The organism is Ancylobacter oerskovii (assembly GCF_018390555.1).
GTDB lineage: Bacteria > Pseudomonadota > Alphaproteobacteria > Rhizobiales > Xanthobacteraceae > Ancylobacter > Ancylobacter oerskovii.
Genome location: NZ_JAHBGB010000023.1, coordinates 14,484 through 32,383, shown reverse-complemented (window position 1 = coordinate 32,383; position 17,900 = coordinate 14,484). Strand labels below are relative to the sequence as shown.

At 69.2% G+C, this 17,900-nt stretch carries 14 protein-coding genes and 1 pseudogene; 9 read left to right on the top strand and 6 right to left on the bottom strand.

Annotated elements, in window-relative coordinates; genetic code table 11:
• Positions 1-71 precede the first annotated feature (71 nt).
• From rsmI to gshB, 3 genes are all read left to right on the top strand, one after another.
• Positions 72-977 carry a 16S rRNA (cytidine(1402)-2'-O)-methyltransferase gene (gene rsmI, locus KHC19_RS10790; protein ID WP_213352364.1) on the top strand — a complete coding sequence of 302 codons (906 nt, stop codon included), beginning with the start codon at positions 72-74 and terminating at the stop codon, positions 975-977.
• Entirely contained in the window at positions 974-1,336 is a 363-nt protein-coding gene (locus KHC19_RS10785) for a YraN family protein (RefSeq protein ID WP_213352363.1), read from the top strand. Before rsmI ends, KHC19_RS10785 begins: the two co-directional genes overlap by 4 nt.
• Before the next feature lie 98 nt (positions 1,337-1,434).
• Positions 1,435-2,376 (top strand): glutathione synthase, encoded by a 942-nt coding sequence (gshB, locus tag KHC19_RS10780; protein WP_213352362.1) that lies wholly within the window; start codon positions 1,435-1,437, stop codon positions 2,374-2,376.
• 69 nt (positions 2,377-2,445) lie between these two features.
• On the opposite strand, the gene KHC19_RS10775 is transcribed toward gshB, so the two are convergent.
• The 5 genes and pseudogenes from KHC19_RS10775 to KHC19_RS10755 all read right to left on the bottom strand — a co-directional run bounded on the left by KHC19_RS10775 (position 2,446) and on the right by KHC19_RS10755 (position 7,061).
• Entirely contained in the window at positions 2,446-2,724 is a 279-nt protein-coding gene (locus tag KHC19_RS10775) for a BQ00720 family protein (RefSeq protein WP_213352361.1), read from the bottom strand.
• A gap of 46 nt (positions 2,725-2,770) precedes the next feature.
• Positions 2,771-3,193: an Hsp20 family protein gene (locus tag KHC19_RS10770; RefSeq protein ID WP_213352360.1), complete on the bottom strand. Its 423-nt coding sequence runs from the start codon at positions 3,191-3,193 to the stop codon at positions 2,771-2,773.
• Positions 3,194-3,336: 143 nt separating this feature from the next.
• Positions 3,337-4,356 (bottom strand): l-ornithine N(alpha)-acyltransferase, encoded by a 1,020-nt coding sequence (olsB, locus tag KHC19_RS10765; RefSeq protein WP_378295785.1) that lies wholly within the window; start codon positions 4,354-4,356, stop codon positions 3,337-3,339.
• A gap of 916 nt (positions 4,357-5,272) precedes the next feature.
• A pseudogene (locus tag KHC19_RS26545) lies at positions 5,273-5,489 on the bottom strand (magnesium chelatase subunit ChlI family protein); the annotation flags it as partial.
• A gap of 39 nt (positions 5,490-5,528) precedes the next feature.
• Positions 5,529-7,061, bottom strand: coding sequence for a YifB family Mg chelatase-like AAA ATPase (locus KHC19_RS10755; RefSeq protein ID WP_213352359.1), 1,533 nt, complete (start codon positions 7,059-7,061; stop codon positions 5,529-5,531).
• 249 nt (positions 7,062-7,310) lie between these two features.
• Between KHC19_RS10755 and KHC19_RS10750 the strand changes: the two genes are divergently transcribed.
• The 6 genes from KHC19_RS10750 (at position 7,311) to KHC19_RS10725 (ending at position 15,414) form a co-directional block, all read left to right on the top strand.
• Positions 7,311-7,784, top strand: coding sequence for a formate dehydrogenase subunit gamma (locus KHC19_RS10750; RefSeq protein ID WP_213352358.1), 474 nt, complete (start codon positions 7,311-7,313; stop codon positions 7,782-7,784).
• Between the two features lie 11 nt (positions 7,785-7,795).
• Positions 7,796-9,355: a formate dehydrogenase beta subunit gene (locus KHC19_RS10745; protein WP_213352544.1), complete on the top strand. Its 1,560-nt coding sequence runs from the start codon at positions 7,796-7,798 to the stop codon at positions 9,353-9,355.
• Positions 9,356-9,367: 12 nt separating this feature from the next.
• A complete protein-coding gene (gene fdhF / locus KHC19_RS10740; protein ID WP_213352357.1) occupies positions 9,368-12,226 on the top strand; it encodes a formate dehydrogenase subunit alpha in 2,859 nt (952 codons plus the stop codon).
• Between the two features lie 12 nt (positions 12,227-12,238).
• A complete protein-coding gene (gene fdhD / locus KHC19_RS10735; RefSeq protein ID WP_213352356.1) occupies positions 12,239-13,072 on the top strand; it encodes a formate dehydrogenase accessory sulfurtransferase FdhD in 834 nt (277 codons plus the stop codon).
• On the top strand, positions 13,062-13,346 hold the full coding sequence (locus KHC19_RS10730) for a formate dehydrogenase subunit delta (RefSeq protein WP_213352355.1): 285 nt from the start codon (positions 13,062-13,064) through the stop codon (positions 13,344-13,346). The genes fdhD and KHC19_RS10730 overlap by 11 nt, the downstream gene beginning before the upstream one ends.
• 229 nt (positions 13,347-13,575) lie before the next feature.
• The gene (locus KHC19_RS10725; protein WP_213352354.1) at positions 13,576-15,414 is read left to right on the top strand and encodes a monovalent cation:proton antiporter-2 (CPA2) family protein; all 1,839 of its coding nucleotides are present in this window, start codon (positions 13,576-13,578) and stop codon (positions 15,412-15,414) included.
• A 27-nt stretch (positions 15,415-15,441) separates the two neighbouring features.
• On the opposite strand, the gene KHC19_RS10720 is transcribed toward KHC19_RS10725, so the two are convergent.
• On the bottom strand, positions 15,442-17,712 hold the full coding sequence (locus KHC19_RS10720) for a mechanosensitive ion channel family protein (RefSeq protein ID WP_213352353.1): 2,271 nt from the start codon (positions 17,710-17,712) through the stop codon (positions 15,442-15,444).
• Positions 17,713-17,900: the final 188 nt, after the last annotated feature.

Below are 17,900 nucleotides of genomic sequence, written 5' to 3'. Positions count from 1 at the left end.
CCGACATATCCCCTTCCGGGCGACGATGCGGGCATGACGGCGCCGCGCGCGGCTTCTAGAATGGCGGCGCAATGACCCAGCCTTCCGCCGCCCCTGCGCGAACCTTCCGCCTTGCCGGCCAGAACGTGCCGGCGCCGCGCCCCGATGCGGGGCTGCATGTCGTGGCGACGCCGATCGGCAATCTCGGCGACGTGACCCTGCGCGCGCTGGAGACGCTGGCCGGCGCCGATCTCGTCGCCTGCGAGGACACGCGCGTCACACGGCGCCTGCTGGATCGTTACGGCATCGAAACGCCGCTCGTCGCCTATCACGACCACAACGCCGCCAGCATGCGCCCCCGCCTGCTGGCGCGGCTGGAGGAAGGTGCGGCGGTGGCGCTGGTGTCGGATGCCGGCACGCCGCTGGTCTCCGATCCCGGCTACAAGCTGGTGGAAGCGGCCATCGAGGCGGGGTTCCGCGTCGTGCCGATCCCGGGCGCCTCGGCCAGCCTCGCGGCGCTGGTGGCGGCCGGCCTGCCGACCGATCGCTTCCTGTTCGACGGTTTCCTGCCGCAGAAGGGTGGCGCCCGCCGCAGCCGCATCGCCGAGCTGTCGACCATCCCGGCGACGCTGGTGCTCTATGAGAGCGGCCCGCGCCTGCCGGAGAGCCTCGCCGATCTCGCCGCCGGGCTCGGGTCGCGCATGGCCGCGGTCTGCCGCGAACTCACCAAGACCTTCGAGGAGGTGCGGCGCGGACCGCTCGCCGAGCTGGCCGCGCATTATGCCGAGGCCGGCCCGCCGCGCGGCGAGATCGTGCTGGTGGTCGGCCCGCCGGCCGATGTGGAGACCAGCGACGCCGACATCGATGCCGCCTTGCGCCGGGCGCTCGCCAGCCTGTCGCTGAAGGATGCCGCCGCCACCGTCGCCGCCGCCACCGGCCGTCCGCGGCGCGATGTTTATGCGCGGGCGCTGGCCCTGCAGGCGGCAGCCGACGAATGACCCAGCCGAAGCCGACGGCGTTCTCCCGTGGCATGGATGCCGAGGACGCCGCGGCCAGGCTGCTCGCGCGGCAGGGCTTCGACGTGCTGGCGCGGCGCGTGCGCACCCCGCGCGGCGAGATCGACCTCATCGCCCGCCGCGGGAATCTGCTGCTGTTCGTGGAGGTGAAGGCGCGCGCGGGCCTGCGGGCGGCGGCCGAATCGCTGCTGCTGCGCCAGCGCCGCCGCATCGCCGCGGCGGCGGAGGTCTATCTCGCCGCCCATCCCGAGCTTGCCGGCCTCGACATGCGGCTCGATGTCGTCCTGCTGGCGCCGGGCCGGGCGCCGGTGCATCTGCCGGGTGCCTTCGAGGCGGAATGACGATGCGCCCGCCCCGCTTGGCGGCGCCGGGCACGAGGCGGTAAACAGGGAGCGAACGCCGCCCGTGCGGCCCCTCCTCCCTTGGGACGTCAGCATCCATGAGCCTCAACGTCGCCGTCCAGATGGACCCGATCGACCGCATCAACATTGCCGGCGATTCGACCTTCGCCCTCATGCTCGAGGCGCAGGCGCGCGGGCATGCGCTGAGCTATTACACGCCCGACACCCTCGCCATGCGCGACGGCGAGGTGTTCGCCACCGTGCAGCCGGTCGAGGTGCGCGACATCAAGGGCGACCATTTCACCCTCGGCGAGAAGCGGCGGGTGCGGGCCGACAGCTTCGACGTGATCCTCATGCGCCAGGATCCGCCCTTCGACATGCACTATGTCACCGCCACCCATCTGCTGGAGCGGGTGCATCCCCGGACCCTGGTGGTGAACGACCCGGCGCATGTGCGCAACGCGCCGGAGAAGATCTTCGTCACCGAGTTCCCCGAGCTGATGCCGCCGACGCTCATCACCCGCGATCTCGAGGAGATCAAGGCGTTCCGCGACGAGTTCGGCGACATCGTGGTGAAGCCGCTCTACGGCAATGGCGGCGCGGCGGTGTTCCGCCTCACCCGCGACGACCTGAATTTCGGCTCGCTCTACGATTTGTTCGCCACCACCTTCCGCGAGCCCTGGGTGGTGCAGCGCTTCATCCCCGAGGTGACACAGGGCGACAAGCGCATCATCCTGGTGGACGGCGTGTTCGCCGGCGCGGTCAACCGCGTGCCCAGCGCCGGCGATTTGCGCTCCAACATGGTGCGGGGCGGCGCGGCGCGGGAAACCGACCTGACCCCCCGCGAGCGGGAGATCTGCGCGGCGCTCGGACCGTCCTTGAAGGAAAAGGGGCTGCTGTTCACCGGCATCGACGTGATCGACGGCAACCTCACCGAGATCAACGTCACCTCGCCCACCGGCATCCGCGCCATCCGCCGTCTCGGCGGGCCGGACATTGCGGCCCTGATCTGGGACGCGATCGAAGCCAAGCGCAGCTGACCTGACAAGGCTACGGCTGAGCGAAAAAGGCGCCGTCCGCCGGACGGCGCCTTTCCGGGCAAATGAGGGTCAGTGCACGCTGACCATGACGAGCTCGTTCTGCATGGCGCTGGCGATGGCCGCTTCCCGGCTGTCGGTCAGCATCATCGGCGTGCCGTCGGCGGCATGCAGGGTGAACAGCTTGAGGCCCGGCTGCAGCTGCGCCTGCGGGAACAGGCGGCTCGCCTCCTCCGAATCGATGGGGCGCACATAGGCGATGTGGCCGCCGCCGAGGCTGGCGAAGTCTTCCGTCGTCAGGGCGCCGGGCGCGCCGTCGGCGGTGGGGTGGAGAGTGAATTCGTTGGTCATGGTCCGCGACTCCTTCCGTAGCTGTCGAGACCGGCTCGGGGCATGATCACTCGTCGGTTGCTATGGCGATACGCCTGACCACCCGTTCCGGTTCCGGCCGGATGAGATCAACCGAGAGAAGACCGTTCTTCAGTTCGGCGCCGATGACATGCATGCCCTCGGCCAGCACGAAGGTGCGCTGGAACTGCCGGGCGGCGATGCCTCGGTGAAGAAAGGTCCGCTGTGGCTCCTCGGCCTGGCGGCCGCGGATGACGAGTTCCTTTTCCTCGAGCGTCACATCCAGCTGGTCGCGGGCGAAGCCGGCGACCGCCAGCGTGATGCGCAACCGTTCCGGCTGGCCCGGTACGGCGATGCGTTCGACATTGTAGGGCGGATAGCCGTCCGAGCCCTTGGCGACCCGGTCCAGCGCCCGCTCCACCTCGTCGAACCCGAGCAGGAAGGGGCTCGACAGCGTGGGAATGCGCGACATGCTCCCAAAGTCCTTGTCCGAAGCGACTTTGCAGTGTGGGACCCCCTGGGGGCATCCCGTTGCTTCGAGATATGGGAAGGCCGCATCGCGGCGCAAGGTGCCTCGCCGCGCTGCCGGCAAAGATCGCGCGGCTCCGGGCCGGCTCAGGCGGCGTAGCGCTCGCCGTTCATGCCGAAATGGCCGAGATAGCGCGGGTCGATGCGCTCGATCGGCAGCACCATCAGCACGTCGGTGGTGCCGAACTGGCGATCCACCACCGCATCCTGGCCGATCTGCGCGCCGAGGCGCAGATAGCCCTTGATCAGCGGCGGCACCTCGTTGAGGGCCTTCCTCGCGTCGAGTTCGTCCTTGGCCAGCGTACCCATCGCCGAGGCGCGGCCGGCGCGGGCGCGCACGCACCATTCCGGGTCGGAAGGGGCGAAGTGGTGCAGGAAGGCCAGCGGCCGCTGCAGCGCCGTGAGGTCGGTTCCCTCCAGGCTGGCGCAGCCGAACATCACGTCGATGCCGTGCTGGCGGACATAGGCCCAGATGCCGTGCCAGAGCAGCTCCACCGTCCGCTTGGTGCGATAGGAGCCGAGCACGCAGGAGCGGCCCAGCTCCAGGAAACGGCGGTGCGGATGGCGGGCGAGGAGCGGCGCGATATCGAACTCGCCGGCGGTATAGAAGCCGCCATGGCGCAGGGCGATCTCCTGCCGCAGCAGCCGGTAGGTGCCGACCACCGTCGGTACCCGCCGGCCGCGGACCAGCCGGCAGGCATCGTGATCGATCACCAGGAGATGGTCGCAAATGGCGTCGAAGCCGTCGAAGTCACGGCGCGCGAGGCGGGCGGCGGCGCTGGGCAGGGCCGACATTTCCTCGTAGAACACCTGGTAGCGCAGGCGCTGCGCGCGTCGCACGTCGGCCGCGGTGCGCGCGAGCCGCACTTCCAGCGAGCCGATGCGGCCGAGGCTCTCCGGTCCCGGGGCGGCCCGGGTCTCGCGGTGGCGCAGCCCGGAATAGGAGCGCAGCGCCGGCATCAGGCGCGAGGGAGCCAGCGGCCCGGCCATGCGCCGCATGGGCGCGGCGATGTGGGGAGCGAGCGCCATGGGCAACACCAGACGCAACGCCGAAGCGAAGGCGTTCGGCGAGGGGCCGGCCGGGTCGTCAGCGTAGTAACGTGTCATGGCGTTGCCCTGAAACTCTCGGGTAACATAGTTTCAGGTGACGACAGAATCACGCTTTTCCAACGGCGATGTGACAGTAGGTCGCCTGGCGGATCGTTGGCGCGGGCGGGCATTGCGCGGTGGCACGCCCGGCGAGGGCGCCTTGGTCGCTATGGCCGGAAATATCCCTTTATATCAAATGATTGGGATTTATCGCCGATAGTGATTAGTCGGCTTATAAATGCCGACAAGGATCAAGCCGCTCCAGATCGGTCGGAATGCCGGGCGGTGTCTGCGCCGGCCGCGCGGCCCCGATCGAAGGCAGCAGCCAAGCACCGTCCCGCCAGCCCGCGTGATGTCACATCGCGTCGGTCGTGATGTCCGCGCCGCTGGCTGTCCGCGCAAGGCCGCCCATCCGTCGAACAGGCAGGGAATCCCGCGGGCGCGCATCCAACGCCCCGCAACCCGGCCGGCCGGGTTGCGGGGCGTGCCCATGTACCGGGACGATGTCCGCGGGGAATCAGTGTGTTTCCCAGTCCCGCTATTCTCGCTCGGTCCTTCTCTTCCTTGTCGACCTCGATGGAAACCCACCTGCCATCTGTCCGCTGCACCGCTCCGGTCTCCCCAAGACCGACCCGAGCGGCAGCATGTGTGCCTTCCAGACGGGATGTCAGGTGCGGTTTTCAGCTTGGCCGTCGCCGTGGGGCGGTCGTCCGGGATCGGCCGAACGGGTCTTTCGCGAGGAAACGAGGCGGCGTCCGTACCTCCGAACCCCGGACGACCCGGCCGAGCGTTGCAGCACCCCGGTGATAGCCGCGCGCCGAGGGACGCATGATGCGGGCAGCATCGGCCGGCAAGGCCGCGCCGCCGGTGTCGGGCGAGGCGATCTCCTCGATAAGCGTCCCTGCGGCCTCGGGGGGGCGGCTTGCTCCCCGCGTTACGCTGCCGCGCTCGTTCGGTCGGCACCGACGCGATAGGCGAGCGCCTCGGCGACATGGGGGGCGTCCCACCGTCTCGGCGCCGGCGAGGTCGGCAAGCGTGCGGGCCACCTGCAGCACCCGGTGATAGCCGCGCGCCGAGAGGCGTATGATGCGGGCGGCATCGGCCGGCAAGGCCGCGCTACCGGTGTCAAGCGAGGCGATCTCCTCAATAAGCGTCCCTGCGGCCTCGGGGGGCGGCCTTGCTCTCCCGTTTTACGCCGCCGCGCTCGCCCGGTCGGCGCCGACGCGATAGGCGAGCGCCTCGGCGATATGGGGGCGTCCCACCGTCTCGGCGCCGGCCAGGTCGGCAAGCGTGCGGGCCACCCGCAGCACCCGGTGATAGCCGCGCGCCGAGAGGCGCATGATGCGGGCGGCATCGGTCAGCAAGGCCGCGCCGCCAGTGTCGGGCGAGGCGATCTCCTCGAGCACCGGTCCGGCGGCCTGCGCGTTGGTGGTGAGGTCCGGCCGTCCGAGGGCGGCGAAGCGCTCGGCCTGGATCTCCCGGGCCGCGGCCACCCGCCGGGCGACGGTGGCGCTCGATTCCGCCGGGGCCGGCCGCACGAGATCGACCGCGGAGACGGCGGGCACGTCGAGATGCAGGTCGATGCGGTCGAGAAACGGCCCGGACAGGCGGGCCTGGTAGTCGGCGGCGCAGCGCGGCCCGCGCCGGCAGGTGAAGCCCGGCTCGCCGGCGCGCCCGCAGCGGCAGGGATTCATCGCCGCCACCAGCTGGAACCGCGCGGGATAGGTGACGCGGTGATTGGCGCGGGCGATGAAGGCATCGCCGGTTTCCAGCGGCTGGCGCAGCGCGTCGAGCACCGAGGGCTGGAACTCCGGCAATTCGTCGAGGAACAGCACGCCATTATGGGCGAGCGACACCTCGCCGGGCCGAGCGCGGTTGCCGCCGCCGACCATCGCCGCCATCGAGGCGGAATGGTGGGGGGCGCGGAACGGCCGCCGGTCGGTGAGCGCGCCGGAGTGCAGCGTGCCGGCCACCGAGGCGATCATCGAGACCTCCAGCAGCTCCGCCGGCGACAGCGGCGGCAGGATCGAGGGCAGGCGCTGCGCCAGCATCGACTTGCCGGCGCCGGGCGGCCCGGAGAACAGCAGGTTGTGGCTGCCGGCGGCGGCGATCTCCAGCGCCCGGCGGGCGGTTTCCTGCCCGCGTACCTCGCAGAGGTCCGGCAGCGCGGCGCCGGCGGTCTCCAGCCGCGGCTCCGGCCGCGTCAGGCGCTGCCGGCCGGTCAGGTGGCCGACCAGCTGGATCAGCGAGGAGGGCGCCAGCACCGGCATGTCCGGGCTCGCCCAGGCCGCCTCCTGCCCGCAGTCGGCGGGGCAGATCAATCCATGGTCGCGGGCATTGGCGCCGATGGCGGCCGGCAGCACCCCGGCCACCGCGGCGATCCGCCCGTCGAGCGCCAGTTCGCCGACCACGGTGAAGCCTTCCAGCGCCTCGGCCGGCACCGCGCCGATCGCCGCCATCAGCCCGAGCGCGATCGGCAGGTCGTAATGGCTGCCCTCCTTGGGCAGGTCGGCGGGGGCGAGATTGACGGTGATCCGCTTGGGCGGCAGCGCCAGGCCGGAGGCGATCAGCGCCGCGCGCACCCGTTCCTTGGCCTCGGTGACCGCCTTGTCGGCCAGCCCGACCAGGTTGAAGGCCGGCAGTCCCGGGCTGACCTGCACCTGAACGTCGACGGGCCGCGCCTCGATGCCCTCGAACGCCACTGTCGCCACGCGCTGGACCATGGAACTCCCGATCACGTCTTCGCGCGGGCTCGCCTGCCTTCCCGCCTCCGGATACCTCACTCTACGGCACGGAAGCGGCACGTCAAGAACATTAAGGGAACATGACGATCGGATCCGGCCGTTGCCGGTGGGATATCGTGTGTGTTCGATAGAACCTTTCTATCAAGGCACGGAACACCGGAATTGATTTCCGTCAAGTCAGGCACGATGTTCTCCATTGGAAAACTTTAAAAGAAGGTCCGGGAGAAGATGCCGCACTACGAGCCCTGGAGCGAGGAACGGGCGGAAGCCGTCATCGGCGAGTTCGCTCATCTCGAAGGCCCGCTCATGCCGATGCTCCACGCGGTGCAGGAGACCTTCGGCTATGTGCCGGACGCCGTGGTGCCGATGCTTGCCGAGCGCCTGAACGTGTCCCGCGCGGAAGTGCACGGCGTGGTGACCTTCTATCACGATTTCCGGCATGAGCCCGCCGGCCAGCACGTGCTGAAGCTGTGCCGCGCCGAGGCCTGCCAGGCCGCCGGCGGCGATGCGCTCGCCGCCCATGCCGAGCACAAGCTCGGCTGCAAGCTCGGCGAGACCACGGCGGATGGCCGCGTCACCGTCGAGCCGATCTACTGCCTCGGCCTGTGCGCCACCGCCCCTTCCGCCATGCTGGACGGGCGCATCGTCGCCCGCCTCAACGAGCGTCGCCTCGACGCGCTGATCTCGGAGGCGCAGTCGTGAGCACCAACTCCGTGACCGTTCGCATCTACGTTCCCAAGGACGCCTGCGCCATCGCCTGCGGCGCCGACGAGGTGGTCGAGGCCATCCAGGCCGCGGCGCTCGCCCGCAAGCAGCCGGTCGAGATCATCCGCACCGGCTCGCGCGGCATGCTCTGGCTGGAGCCCCTGGTCGAGGTCGCCACCCCCGAGGGCCGTATCGCCTACGGCCCGGTGGAGGAAGGCGACGTCGCGGGCCTGTTCGACACCGGCTTCCTCGCCGGCGGCGCGCATGCGCTGCGCATCGGCCGGCCGGAAGAGCACCCCTTCATGGCGAAGCAGACCCGGCTGACCTTCGCCCGCTGCGGCATCGTCGATCCCACCTCCTACACCGATTACGTCGCCCATGGCGGCTATAAGGGCCTGGAGCGCGCGCTGGCGCTCGGTCCGGTCGGGATCATCGAGGAGGTCAAGAAGTCCGGCCTGCGCGGCCGCGGCGGCGCGGGCTTCCCCACCGCCATCAAGTGGAAGACGGTGGCGGACGCCAGGGACGACCGCAAATACATCGTCTGCAATGCCGACGAGGGCGATAGCGGCACCTTCGCCGACCGCATGATCATGGAAGGCGATCCCTTCGAGCTCATCGAGGGCATGACCATCGCCGGCATCGCGGTGGGCGCCACCAAGGGCTACGTCTACACCCGCTCGGAATATCCGCACGCCATCGCCGCGATGGAGAAGGCGATCGAGGTCGCCCGCCAGCACGGCATGCTCGGCATCAACATCGCCGGCTCGACCCACAGCTTCGACATGGAAGTGCGCATGGGCGCCGGCGCCTATGTCTGCGGCGAGGAAACCGCGCTGCTGGACAGCCTCGAGGGCGGCCGCGGCACGGTGCGCGCCAAGCCGCCGCTGCCGGCGCACAAGGGCCTGTTCCAGAAGCCGACCGTCATCAACAACGTGCTGTCGCTGACCGCGGTGCCGCACATTCTCGCCGATGGCGGCGAGTTCTACGCCAATTTCGGCATGGGTCGCTCGCGCGGCACCATGCCGATCCAGATCGCCGGCAATGTGAAGCATGGCGGCCTGTTCGAGACCGCCTTCGGCATCACCCTCGGCGAGCTGATCAACGACATCGGCGGCGGCACCGCTTCCGGCCGCCCGGTCAAGGCGGCGCAGGTGGGCGGCCCGCTCGGCGCCTATGTGCCGACCTGGCAGTTCGACCTGCCCTTCGACTACGAGGCCTTCGCGGCCAAGGACGCGCTGATCGGCCATGGCGGCATCGTGGTGTTCGACGAGAGCGCCGACATGGTGAAGATGGCCCGCTTCGCGATGGAGTTCTGCTCGGTGGAGAGCTGCGGCAAGTGCACGCCCTGCCGCATCGGCTCCACCCGCGGCGTCGAAGTGATCGACCGCATTGTCGCCGGCGAGCGCCGCGAGAAGAATCTCGAAGTGCTCAAGGACCTCTGCCAGACCATGAAGCTCGGCTCGCTCTGCGCGCTCGGCGGCTTCACGCCCTACCCGGTCCTGAGCGCCCTCACCCATTTCCCCGAAGAATTCGGCGACACGCCCCGTCGCCTCGAAGCCGCTGAATGAGGAGGACTGACCATGTCTCTCGTCCATGAGATCGACTACGGTACGCCCGCCCCGAAGACCGACAAGATGGTGACGCTCACCATCGACGGCGTCGAGGTCACGGTCGCGGAAGGCACCTCCATCATGCGCGCGGCGATGGAGATGGGGACGCAGATCCCCAAGCTCTGCGCCACCGACATGCTGGACGCCTTCGGCTCCTGCCGCCTCTGCCTGATCGAGATCGAGGGTCGCAACGGCACCCCGGCCTCCTGCACCACGCCGGTGGCGCCGGGCATCAAGGTGCATACCCAGACGCCCCGTCTCGCGCAGCTGCGCAAGGGCGTGATGGAGCTCTACATCTCCGACCATCCGCTGGACTGCCTCACCTGCGCCGCCAATGGCGACTGCGAGCTGCAGGACATGGCCGGCGCGGTCGGCCTGCGCGAGGTGCGCTACGGCATGGAGGGCGCCAACCACTTCGCCCCCACCTCCGAGCTCGTCATGCCCAAGGACGAGTCGAACCCCTATTTCACCTATGACCCGGCCAAGTGCATCGTCTGCAATCGCTGCGTGCGCGCCTGCGAAGAGGTTCAGGGCACCTTCGCGCTGACCATCTCCGGCCGCGGCTTCGACAGCCGCGTGTCGCCCGGCCAGTCGGAAGCCTTCCTCACCTCGGAATGCGTGTCCTGCGGCGCCTGCGTGCAGGCCTGCCCGACCGCCACCCTCTCCGAGAAGCGGCTGATCGAGATCGGCACGCCGGAGCACTCGGTGGTCACCACCTGCGCCTATTGCGGCGTCGGCTGCACCTTCAAGGCGGAGATGCGCGGCCAGGAAGTGGTGCGCATGGTGCCGTGGAAGGAAGGCAAGGCCAATCGCGGCCATAGCTGCGTGAAGGGCCGCTTCGCCTGGGGCTATGCGATGCACAAGGATCGCATCCTCAACCCGATGATCCGCGCCAAGGTCACCGATCCGTGGCGGGAAGTGTCGTGGGAAGAGGCGATCACCCACACCGCCAACGAGCTGAAGCGCATCCAGGAGGCCTATGGCCGCCGTTCGGTGGGCGGCATTACCTCCTCGCGCTGCACCAACGAGGAAGCCTACCTCGTCCAGAAGATCATCCGCGCCGGCTTCGGCACCAACAATGTCGATACCTGCGCCCGCGTCTGCCACTCGCCGACCGGCTATGGCCTCAACCAGGCCTTCGGTACCTCGGCGGGCACGCAGGACTTCGATTCGGTCGAGGACAGCGACGTCATCCTGGTGATCGGCGCCAACCCGACCGACGGCCACCCGGTGTTCGGCTCGCGCATGAAGAAGCGCCTGCGCGACGGCGCCAAGCTGATCGTGGTCGATCCCCGCCGCATCGACCTGGTGCGCTCGCCGCACATCACGGCCGACTTCCACCTGCCGCTGCAGCCCGGCACCAACGTCGCCATCGTCACCTCGCTGGCGCATGTCATCGTCACCGAGGGCCTGGTCAACGAGCCCTTCGTGCGCGAGCGCTGCGACTGGGACGAGTTCCAGGATTGGGCCGAGTTCGTCGCCGACGAGCGCCACTCGCCGGAAGCGGTGGCGCAGTACACCGGCGTGCCGGCCGAGCTGATCCGCGGCGCCGCCCGCCTCTATGCCACCGGCGGCAATGCCGCGATCTATTACGGCCTCGGCGTCACCGAGCACTCGCAGGGCTCGACCACGGTGATGGCGATCGCCAACCTCGCCATGGCGACCGGCAATATCGGCCGCCGCGGCGTCGGCGTGAACCCGCTGCGCGGCCAGAACAACGTGCAGGGCTCCTGCGACATGGGCTCGTTCCCGCACGAGCTGCCCGGCTACCGCCACATCTCCGACGACGCCACCCGCGCGACGTTCGAAGCCATGTGGGGCCGCCCGCTCGACGCCGAGCCCGGCCTGCGCATTCCCAACATGCTCGACGCCGCCGTCGAGGGCACCTTCAAGGCGATCTACATCCAGGGCGAGGACATCCTGCAGTCCGACCCCGACACCAAGCATGTCGCCGCCGGCCTCGCCGCCATGGAGCTGGTCGTCGTGCAGGACCTGTTCCTGAACGAGACCGCCAACTACGCCCATGTCTTTCTGCCGGGCTGCACCTTCCTCGAGAAGGACGGCACCTTCACCAATGCCGAGCGCCGCATCCAGCTGGTGCGCAAGGTGATGGCGCCGAAGAACGGCTATGGCGACTGGGAAGTGACGCAGATGCTGGCCCGTGCCATCGGCATGGACTGGAACTACACCCACCCGTCCGAGATCATGGACGAGATCGCCGCGCTGACCCCGACCTTCGCCGGCGTGTCGTTCAAGCGCCTCGACGAGCTCGGCTCGGTGCAGTGGCCGTGCAACGACGCGAACCCGGAAGGTGTGCCGATCATGCACATCGAGACCTTCGCGCGCGGCAAGGGCAAGTTCGTCGTCACCGAATATGTGCCGACCGACGAGCGCTCCGGCGCCCGCTTCCCGCTGCTGCTCACTACCGGCCGCATCCTCAGCCACTACAATGTCGGCGCGCAGACCCGCCGCACCGACAATGTCGCCTGGCACCCGGAGGACCTGCTGGAGATCCACCCGCACGATGCCGAGCAGCGCGGCGTGCGCGACGGCGACTGGGTGCGCATCGACAGCCGCGCCGGCTCCACCACCCTGCGCGCGGAGATCACCGACCGCGTGGCGCCGGGCGTCGTCTACACTACCTTCCACCACCCGACGACCCAGGCCAACGTCGTCACCACCGACTTCTCGGACTGGGCGACCAACTGCCCCGAGTTCAAGGTGACGGCGGTGCAGGTCGCCCGCTCCAACGGGCCGTCGCAGTGGCAGGAAGACTACGACGCCTTCGCGCGCCAGAGCCGCCGCATCGCCGTCGAAGCGGCGGAGTGATAGCATCGGCTCATGATCGATCCGGCTGTTCGCGTTTCTCGTCTCGCCTGCACGCCCAGGGGCGTGCAGCGGGGCGAGCGCGTGATCCCCGAGGAGACGCCGGTCGCCATCGTCCATAACGGCTCCACCTATGCCGTGATGATGGCGACGCCGGCGGATCTTGAGGATTTCGGCATCGGCTTCAGCCTGACCGAGGGCGTGATCGGCGCGCTCGCCGATATCGAGGATCTGGAGATCCTCGAGCATGAGGAAGGCGTCGAGATCCGCCTGTGGATCAATGCCGACCGCGCCGGCCAGATGGTGGCGCGCCGTCGGCAGATCGCCGGTCCCACCGGCTGCGGCCTGTGCGGGGTGGAAAGCCTGGAGCTCGCCGTGAAGCCGGCGCGGTCGGTTGGCGAGGGGCGGGTGTTCTCGCCGGCCGAAATCTCGCGGGCCATCGCCTCGCTGGCGCCGGCGCAGCAGCTCAACCACGCCACCCGCGCGGTGCACGCCGCCGGCTTCTGGGAGCCGGAAGCCGGCTTGCTGGCGGTGCGCGAGGATGTCGGGCGTCACAACGCGCTCGACAAGCTGGTCGGCCATCTCGCGCGCGAGCGGCGGGAAGCGGCCGGCGGCATCGTGCTGCTGACCAGCCGGGTGTCGATCGAGATGATCCAGAAGACCGCCATGCTCGGTGCTTCGGTGCTGGTGGCGGTGTCCGCGCCGACCTCTCTGGCGGTACGCACCGCGCAGGCGGCGGGCATCACCCTCGCGGCGATCGCGCGCGACGACGGCTTTGAAATCTTTACCCATCCGCATCGCATTGCGACCGGCGGATCCAACACGGAGACCGTTCCCCATGTCGCATGATTCGCATGACAGCCTGCCGCGGCTGATCTACATGGCGAACCAGATCGGCGCCTTCTTCGCGACCCAGAAGCACGACAAGGCGGTGGTCGGCATCGCCAAGCACATCAAGGATTTCTGGGAGCCGCGCATGCGGGCCAAGATCGAGGACCACATCGCCGCCGGTGGCGAGGGGCTGCAGCCGCTGGTGCTCGAATCGCTTAAGACCCTGCCGCCGGTGAAGCGGGCCGACATCCCGGTGCCCCACGCCGCCGATAGCCTGCCCGCCCATCACTGACGGGCAGGCGGCCCCTGTTTCCTGTTGCCGGAAACGCGCGCATGGTTGCCGCCATGCGCGCGTTTCGCGTCGTTTTTCAGGGCGTTTCCGCTAGACGTCTTTAGTCCTTGCCCGAAAGGTGCTCCGATGGGCAGGGCGCCTTTCGGCCGCGTCGCGACCATCGTTCCGCCATGGCCGGGAGGCATCGGAGCAGGGGGGACGCGGCCGGTCGCGGAATGGAGTGAGCGGGATGCACGGGGAAGGATACGGGCTGCTGATCTCGGCGCTGGTATTCCTGGTGGCGCTGGTGGTCGCGGTCCCGGTCGCCCGCCGGCTCGGCCTCTCGCCCATCGTCGGCTATCTCGCCGCCGGCATCGCCATCGGCCCTTCCGGCCTGGGCGCCATCCGCGATCCCGAGCGCATCATCACCGTCGCCGAGATCGGCGTGGTGCTGCTGTTGTTCGTCATCGGGCTCGAGCTGAAGCTGTCGCGCCTGCTGGCGCTGCGCCGGGCGATCTTCGGCATCGGCACCGCGCAGCTGGTGTTCACCGGCGGCAGCATCGCCGTGCTGGCGCATTTTGCCGGCAAGGATTTCGACTGGCGCGCCGGCGCCATCGCCGGCCTGGCCCTCGCCTTGTCCGCCACCTCCATCGCCCTGCAATTGCTGGAGGAGAAGAACGGGCTGGCGCAGCCCTATGGCCAGCGGGCCTTCGCGGTGCTGCTGTTCCAGGACATGGCGGTGGTGCCGCTGATCGCCTTCATGCCGCTGATGGTGCCGGGCACGCATGAGGGGCAGTCGCTGCTGGATTCGCTGCGCGACGTCGCCATCGTCTTCGCCGCCGTGGCGGTGGTGATCGGCACCGGCCGCTACCTGCTCACCCCGCTGTTCCAGATCCTGGCCCGCAGCAACGCCCGCGAGGTGATGACCGGCGCCGCGCTGCTGGTGGTGCTCGGCGCCGGGGCGCTGATGGCGGCGGTGGGCATGTCCATGGCGATGGGCGCCTTCCTCGCCGGGGTGATGCTGTCGGAATCGAGCTTCCGCCACGAGCTGGAAGCCAATGTCGACGCCTTTCGCGGCCTGCTGATCGCGCTGTTCTTCATGAGCATCGGCATGTCGATGAATCTCGACGTGGTGCTCGCCAATGCGCCGCTGCTGATCCTGGGAACGCTGCTGATCACCTTGGTGAAGGCGGTCTCGGTCTGGGCGGTGTTCCACCTTTCCGACGGCTCGGAAGCCGATTCCGTGCGTGCCGCCTCGGTGCTGACCTCGGCCGGCGAATTCTCCTTCGTGCTGTTCCCGCTCGGCCTCAGCCTCGGCCTGCTCACCTCGCAGCAGGCCGACCTGCTGTCGGCCTGCGCGGCGATGACCATGATGCTGGGGCCGCCGGTGGCGCTGATCGGCGAGCGGATCGCCCGCCGGCTGGAGCGGCGCGACGCCACGGTGCCGAAGCCGGACGATTTCTCGGATGCGCACGGCTCGGTGCTGGTGGTCGGCTTCGGCCGCTTCGGGCAGATCGTCTCGCAATGCCTGCTGACGCAGGGCCTCGAGGTGACGATCATCGACAATGACGTGGAGATGATCCAGAGCGCCGGGCGCTTCGGCTTCCGCATCTATTACGGCGACGGCACCCGGCTGGACGTGCTGCGGGCCGCGGGTGCGGAGCGCGTGCGGGTGGTCGCGGTGTGCGTCGACCGGCGCGAGACCGCCGATCGCATCGTCGAGATCCTCAAGGCCAACGTGCCGCATGTGCAGCTGCATGTGCGGGCCTATGACCGCACGCACAGCCTGGCGCTCAAGGCGAAGGGGGTCGATTTCGAGATCCGCGAGACCTTCGAATCGGCGCTGGCCTTCGGCAATGCGACCTTGCGGGCCAACGGCGTGGCGGTTGACGCCGCGCGCCATGTCATCGCCGAGGTGCGCGAACTCGATCGCCAGCGCCTGCAGCTTCAGATGGAGGGCGGCGTCGATTACGGTCCCGGCCGCATGGCCGCCGAGCCGGAGCCGCTGGTGCCGCCCGAGCGCGAGGCGCATCCGCTCAATCCCGAGGCGGAGGACGCGCTGCGCCACGAGACCGAATTCTCCGGCTAGAGGCGTCCCCCGGCCGGCAGGGCGGTCTCAGCCGGTGGCGGCAGCCTCCGCCGCCGCCTTCTCGGCGAGATCGTTGGCGGCCTTGCGGCTGGCCGCCGCCGCGGCGCTCTGGTCGCCGCCCAGCGATTGTACGGAGACGGTGTTGTTGGCGAATTCGATCCCCTGCTGCGGCAGGATGCGGATCATCCGCTTCACCGCCTCGCGCTGGATCACCGTCGGCCGCGTCGGCTTCACGGTGAACTTGAACCGCACGACAAGGGCGCTGTCGGCGATGTCGGCCACGCCCTGCATCTTCAGCGGCATCAGGAAGTCCTCCTTGTATTCGGGGTCTTCCTGCAGCTCGATGCCGATCTTCTTCACCGTCTTGCGCAGCTTTTCGAGATCGGTGTCGCGGGTGAAGCGCAGGTTGAACTTCAGCGTCGACCAGTCGCGGCTGAAATTGGTGATCTGGCCGAGCTGGCCGAAGGGAATGGTGTGCACCATGCCGTTCTGGTGGCGCAGCTTGAGCGAGCGCAGCGTGAAGCCCTCGACCGTGCCCTTGGCCTTGCCGCAATCGATATATTCCCCCACCCGGAAGGCATCGTCGACGAGATAGAACACGCCGGAAACGATGTCCTTCACCAGCGTCTGGCTGCCGAAGGAGATGGCGAGGCCGACGATGGAGGCGCCGGCGATCAGCGGCGTGATGTTGATGCCGAGCTGGGAGAGCACGGTCAGCGCCGCCATGACGACGATGGCCAGCAGCATCGTGACCCGCAGCAGCGGCATCAGCGTGCTCATGCGCGAGGCGGTGGTGGGCGCGGCGGTGTCCTCGGTGTCCTGGTGGCCGGGGAGGCCGCCGGCGGCGGGCGCGGCGTAGAGCTGGGTGAAATATTCCACCGCCTGCCAGGCGCAATAGGCGCCGAGCAGGATGGCGCCGGCGGGCAGCGCCGCCGCGGCCATGGCGTTGTAGCCGCTCATGTCCATCATGCCGACGCCGTGCACCGCCCAGATGCGGAACAGCAGGGTGAGGGCGCCGAGCAGGATCGCCACCCGCACGCAGCGCATCAGCGCCTCGATGGCGCGCTCCCGCCGGGAATGGGTGATCTCGATGTCGGCCTGCATCAGGCGGCAGACCTTGTCCATGAAGGATTCGAGGATGAGGAGGCCGATCAGCACGTTCATCGTCATCACGATCGCCTCGTGCAGGCTGTTGGCGGTGGTCAGGGCGCCGTAGACGCGGGCCATGCCGAGCACGAGGAAAAAGGGAATGGCGAGGATCAGCCAGAACCGCGCAAGGCCGGCCACCAGCGGCCCCGGCCTTCCGCCCTGGCTGATGCCGTGGAACCACTTCGCCACCGGCTCGCGGATGGCGATGGCCGCGGCGATGAGCAGGCCGGTGAGCAGGAGCGAGTTGATCAGCGTGGCGCAGGCGACCACCAGCGGCGGCGAATGTATGCCGTCGAGGATGCGGCGGAAATCGGCGAGGACGATGGCCGCCAGTATCAGCGCCGAGGCCCAGCGATAGACCTTCAGTGCCTCGGCATCGTTGATCTCGGCGAGCCGGGCCTGCGGCATGTTCGGCCGCAGGGCGATGCGGAACACCAGGACATAGAGGCGCCAGTAGAAGACGCTGGTGAGGACGAGATAGCCGAGATGCGCCTGTGGTATCTGTCCCTCGAAGAAGCCGACGATCATCGCATGCGTCACCAGCCACACGCCGGCGAGGATCAGCACGTCGAGGCTGACGAGGGCCGCCAGCGCCCAGAGCGAGGCGGCGCCGGTGACGCGGTTGGCCAGGTGTCGCCGCGGCGGCCGCAGGGCGTAGCGCAGCAGCTTTTCCGTGGCGAGCGCGACGGCCACGCAGGCGGCCAGCAGCAGCAGGAAGCGCCCGAGCGACCGGCCATTGTTCATCTCGGCATCGAGCAGGCGCGGAATCCGGCCGCTCTGTTCGATCAGCGCCGGCAGCTCCGCCAGCACGTCGTCGCTGCGGTCGAGCACCTCGATGAACTTCTCGCTCATCGGCTCTTCGCTCGCCATCCGCATCATCGGCGCCGGGGCCGGCTCGGAGGCGGGCACGGCAGCGGGGGGCGAAGCGGCCGCCGGGGAGGGCGCGGCCTCGGCCTTCGGCGCCGCCGGTTCGGTGGCGGCTGTCGCCGGGCCGTTCTTCAGCCGCTCCGCCACCGCCTTGCTGAGGGAATCCACCAGCTGGTCGAATTGCTGCTGGCTGAGCGGTGCGGGTGCGGGGGTCTGGGCAGTGGCCGGGGCGGCGCACAGCAGCAGGAAAAGGGCGAGGACGGCGCGACGCAGACGATTCATGGAGGTTTGGCCGGGCAAACGACCGCCATGACAAACGCTCAAGCCGGAGAATGCCCCGCGCGGAACGACGCGGGCAAAGCCCCGAACTCAGCGGGTCGCTTCGAGGCAGTCATCATCGGCGCGACCGCCGCACTATCGGTTGCGCCGGTTCGGCTGTCCATCGGGAAATCCGAGGTTTTTCCTTCGGG

What these genes read in the sequence shown, in the direction of transcription:
- KHC19_RS10730 (WP_213352355.1), top strand. Translation starts at nt 13,062, where the DNA reads ATGTCGCATGATTCGCATGACAGCCTGCCGCGGCTGATCTACATGGCG.
- rsmI (WP_213352364.1), top strand. Translation starts at nt 72, where the DNA reads ATGACCCAGCCTTCCGCCGCCCCTGCGCGAACCTTCCGCCTTGCCGGC.
- KHC19_RS10785 (WP_213352363.1), top strand. Translation starts at nt 974, where the DNA reads ATGACCCAGCCGAAGCCGACGGCGTTCTCCCGTGGCATGGATGCCGAG.
- fdhD (WP_213352356.1), top strand. Translation starts at nt 12,239, where the DNA reads ATGATCGATCCGGCTGTTCGCGTTTCTCGTCTCGCCTGCACGCCCAGG.
- KHC19_RS10755 (WP_213352359.1), bottom strand. Translation starts at nt 7,061, where the DNA reads ATGGTCCAGCGCGTGGCGACAGTGGCGTTCGAGGGCATCGAGGCGCGG.
- KHC19_RS10775 (WP_213352361.1), bottom strand. Translation starts at nt 2,724, where the DNA reads ATGACCAACGAATTCACTCTCCACCCCACCGCCGACGGCGCGCCCGGC.
- gshB (WP_213352362.1), top strand. Translation starts at nt 1,435, where the DNA reads ATGAGCCTCAACGTCGCCGTCCAGATGGACCCGATCGACCGCATCAAC.
- KHC19_RS10750 (WP_213352358.1), top strand. Translation starts at nt 7,311, where the DNA reads ATGCCGCACTACGAGCCCTGGAGCGAGGAACGGGCGGAAGCCGTCATC.
- KHC19_RS10725 (WP_213352354.1), top strand. Translation starts at nt 13,576, where the DNA reads ATGCACGGGGAAGGATACGGGCTGCTGATCTCGGCGCTGGTATTCCTG.
- fdhF (WP_213352357.1), top strand. Translation starts at nt 9,368, where the DNA reads ATGTCTCTCGTCCATGAGATCGACTACGGTACGCCCGCCCCGAAGACC.
- olsB (WP_378295785.1), bottom strand. Translation starts at nt 4,356, where the DNA reads ATGACACGTTACTACGCTGACGACCCGGCCGGCCCCTCGCCGAACGCC.
- KHC19_RS10720 (WP_213352353.1), bottom strand. Translation starts at nt 17,712, where the DNA reads ATGAATCGTCTGCGTCGCGCCGTCCTCGCCCTTTTCCTGCTGCTGTGC.
- KHC19_RS10770 (WP_213352360.1), bottom strand. Translation starts at nt 3,193, where the DNA reads ATGTCGCGCATTCCCACGCTGTCGAGCCCCTTCCTGCTCGGGTTCGAC.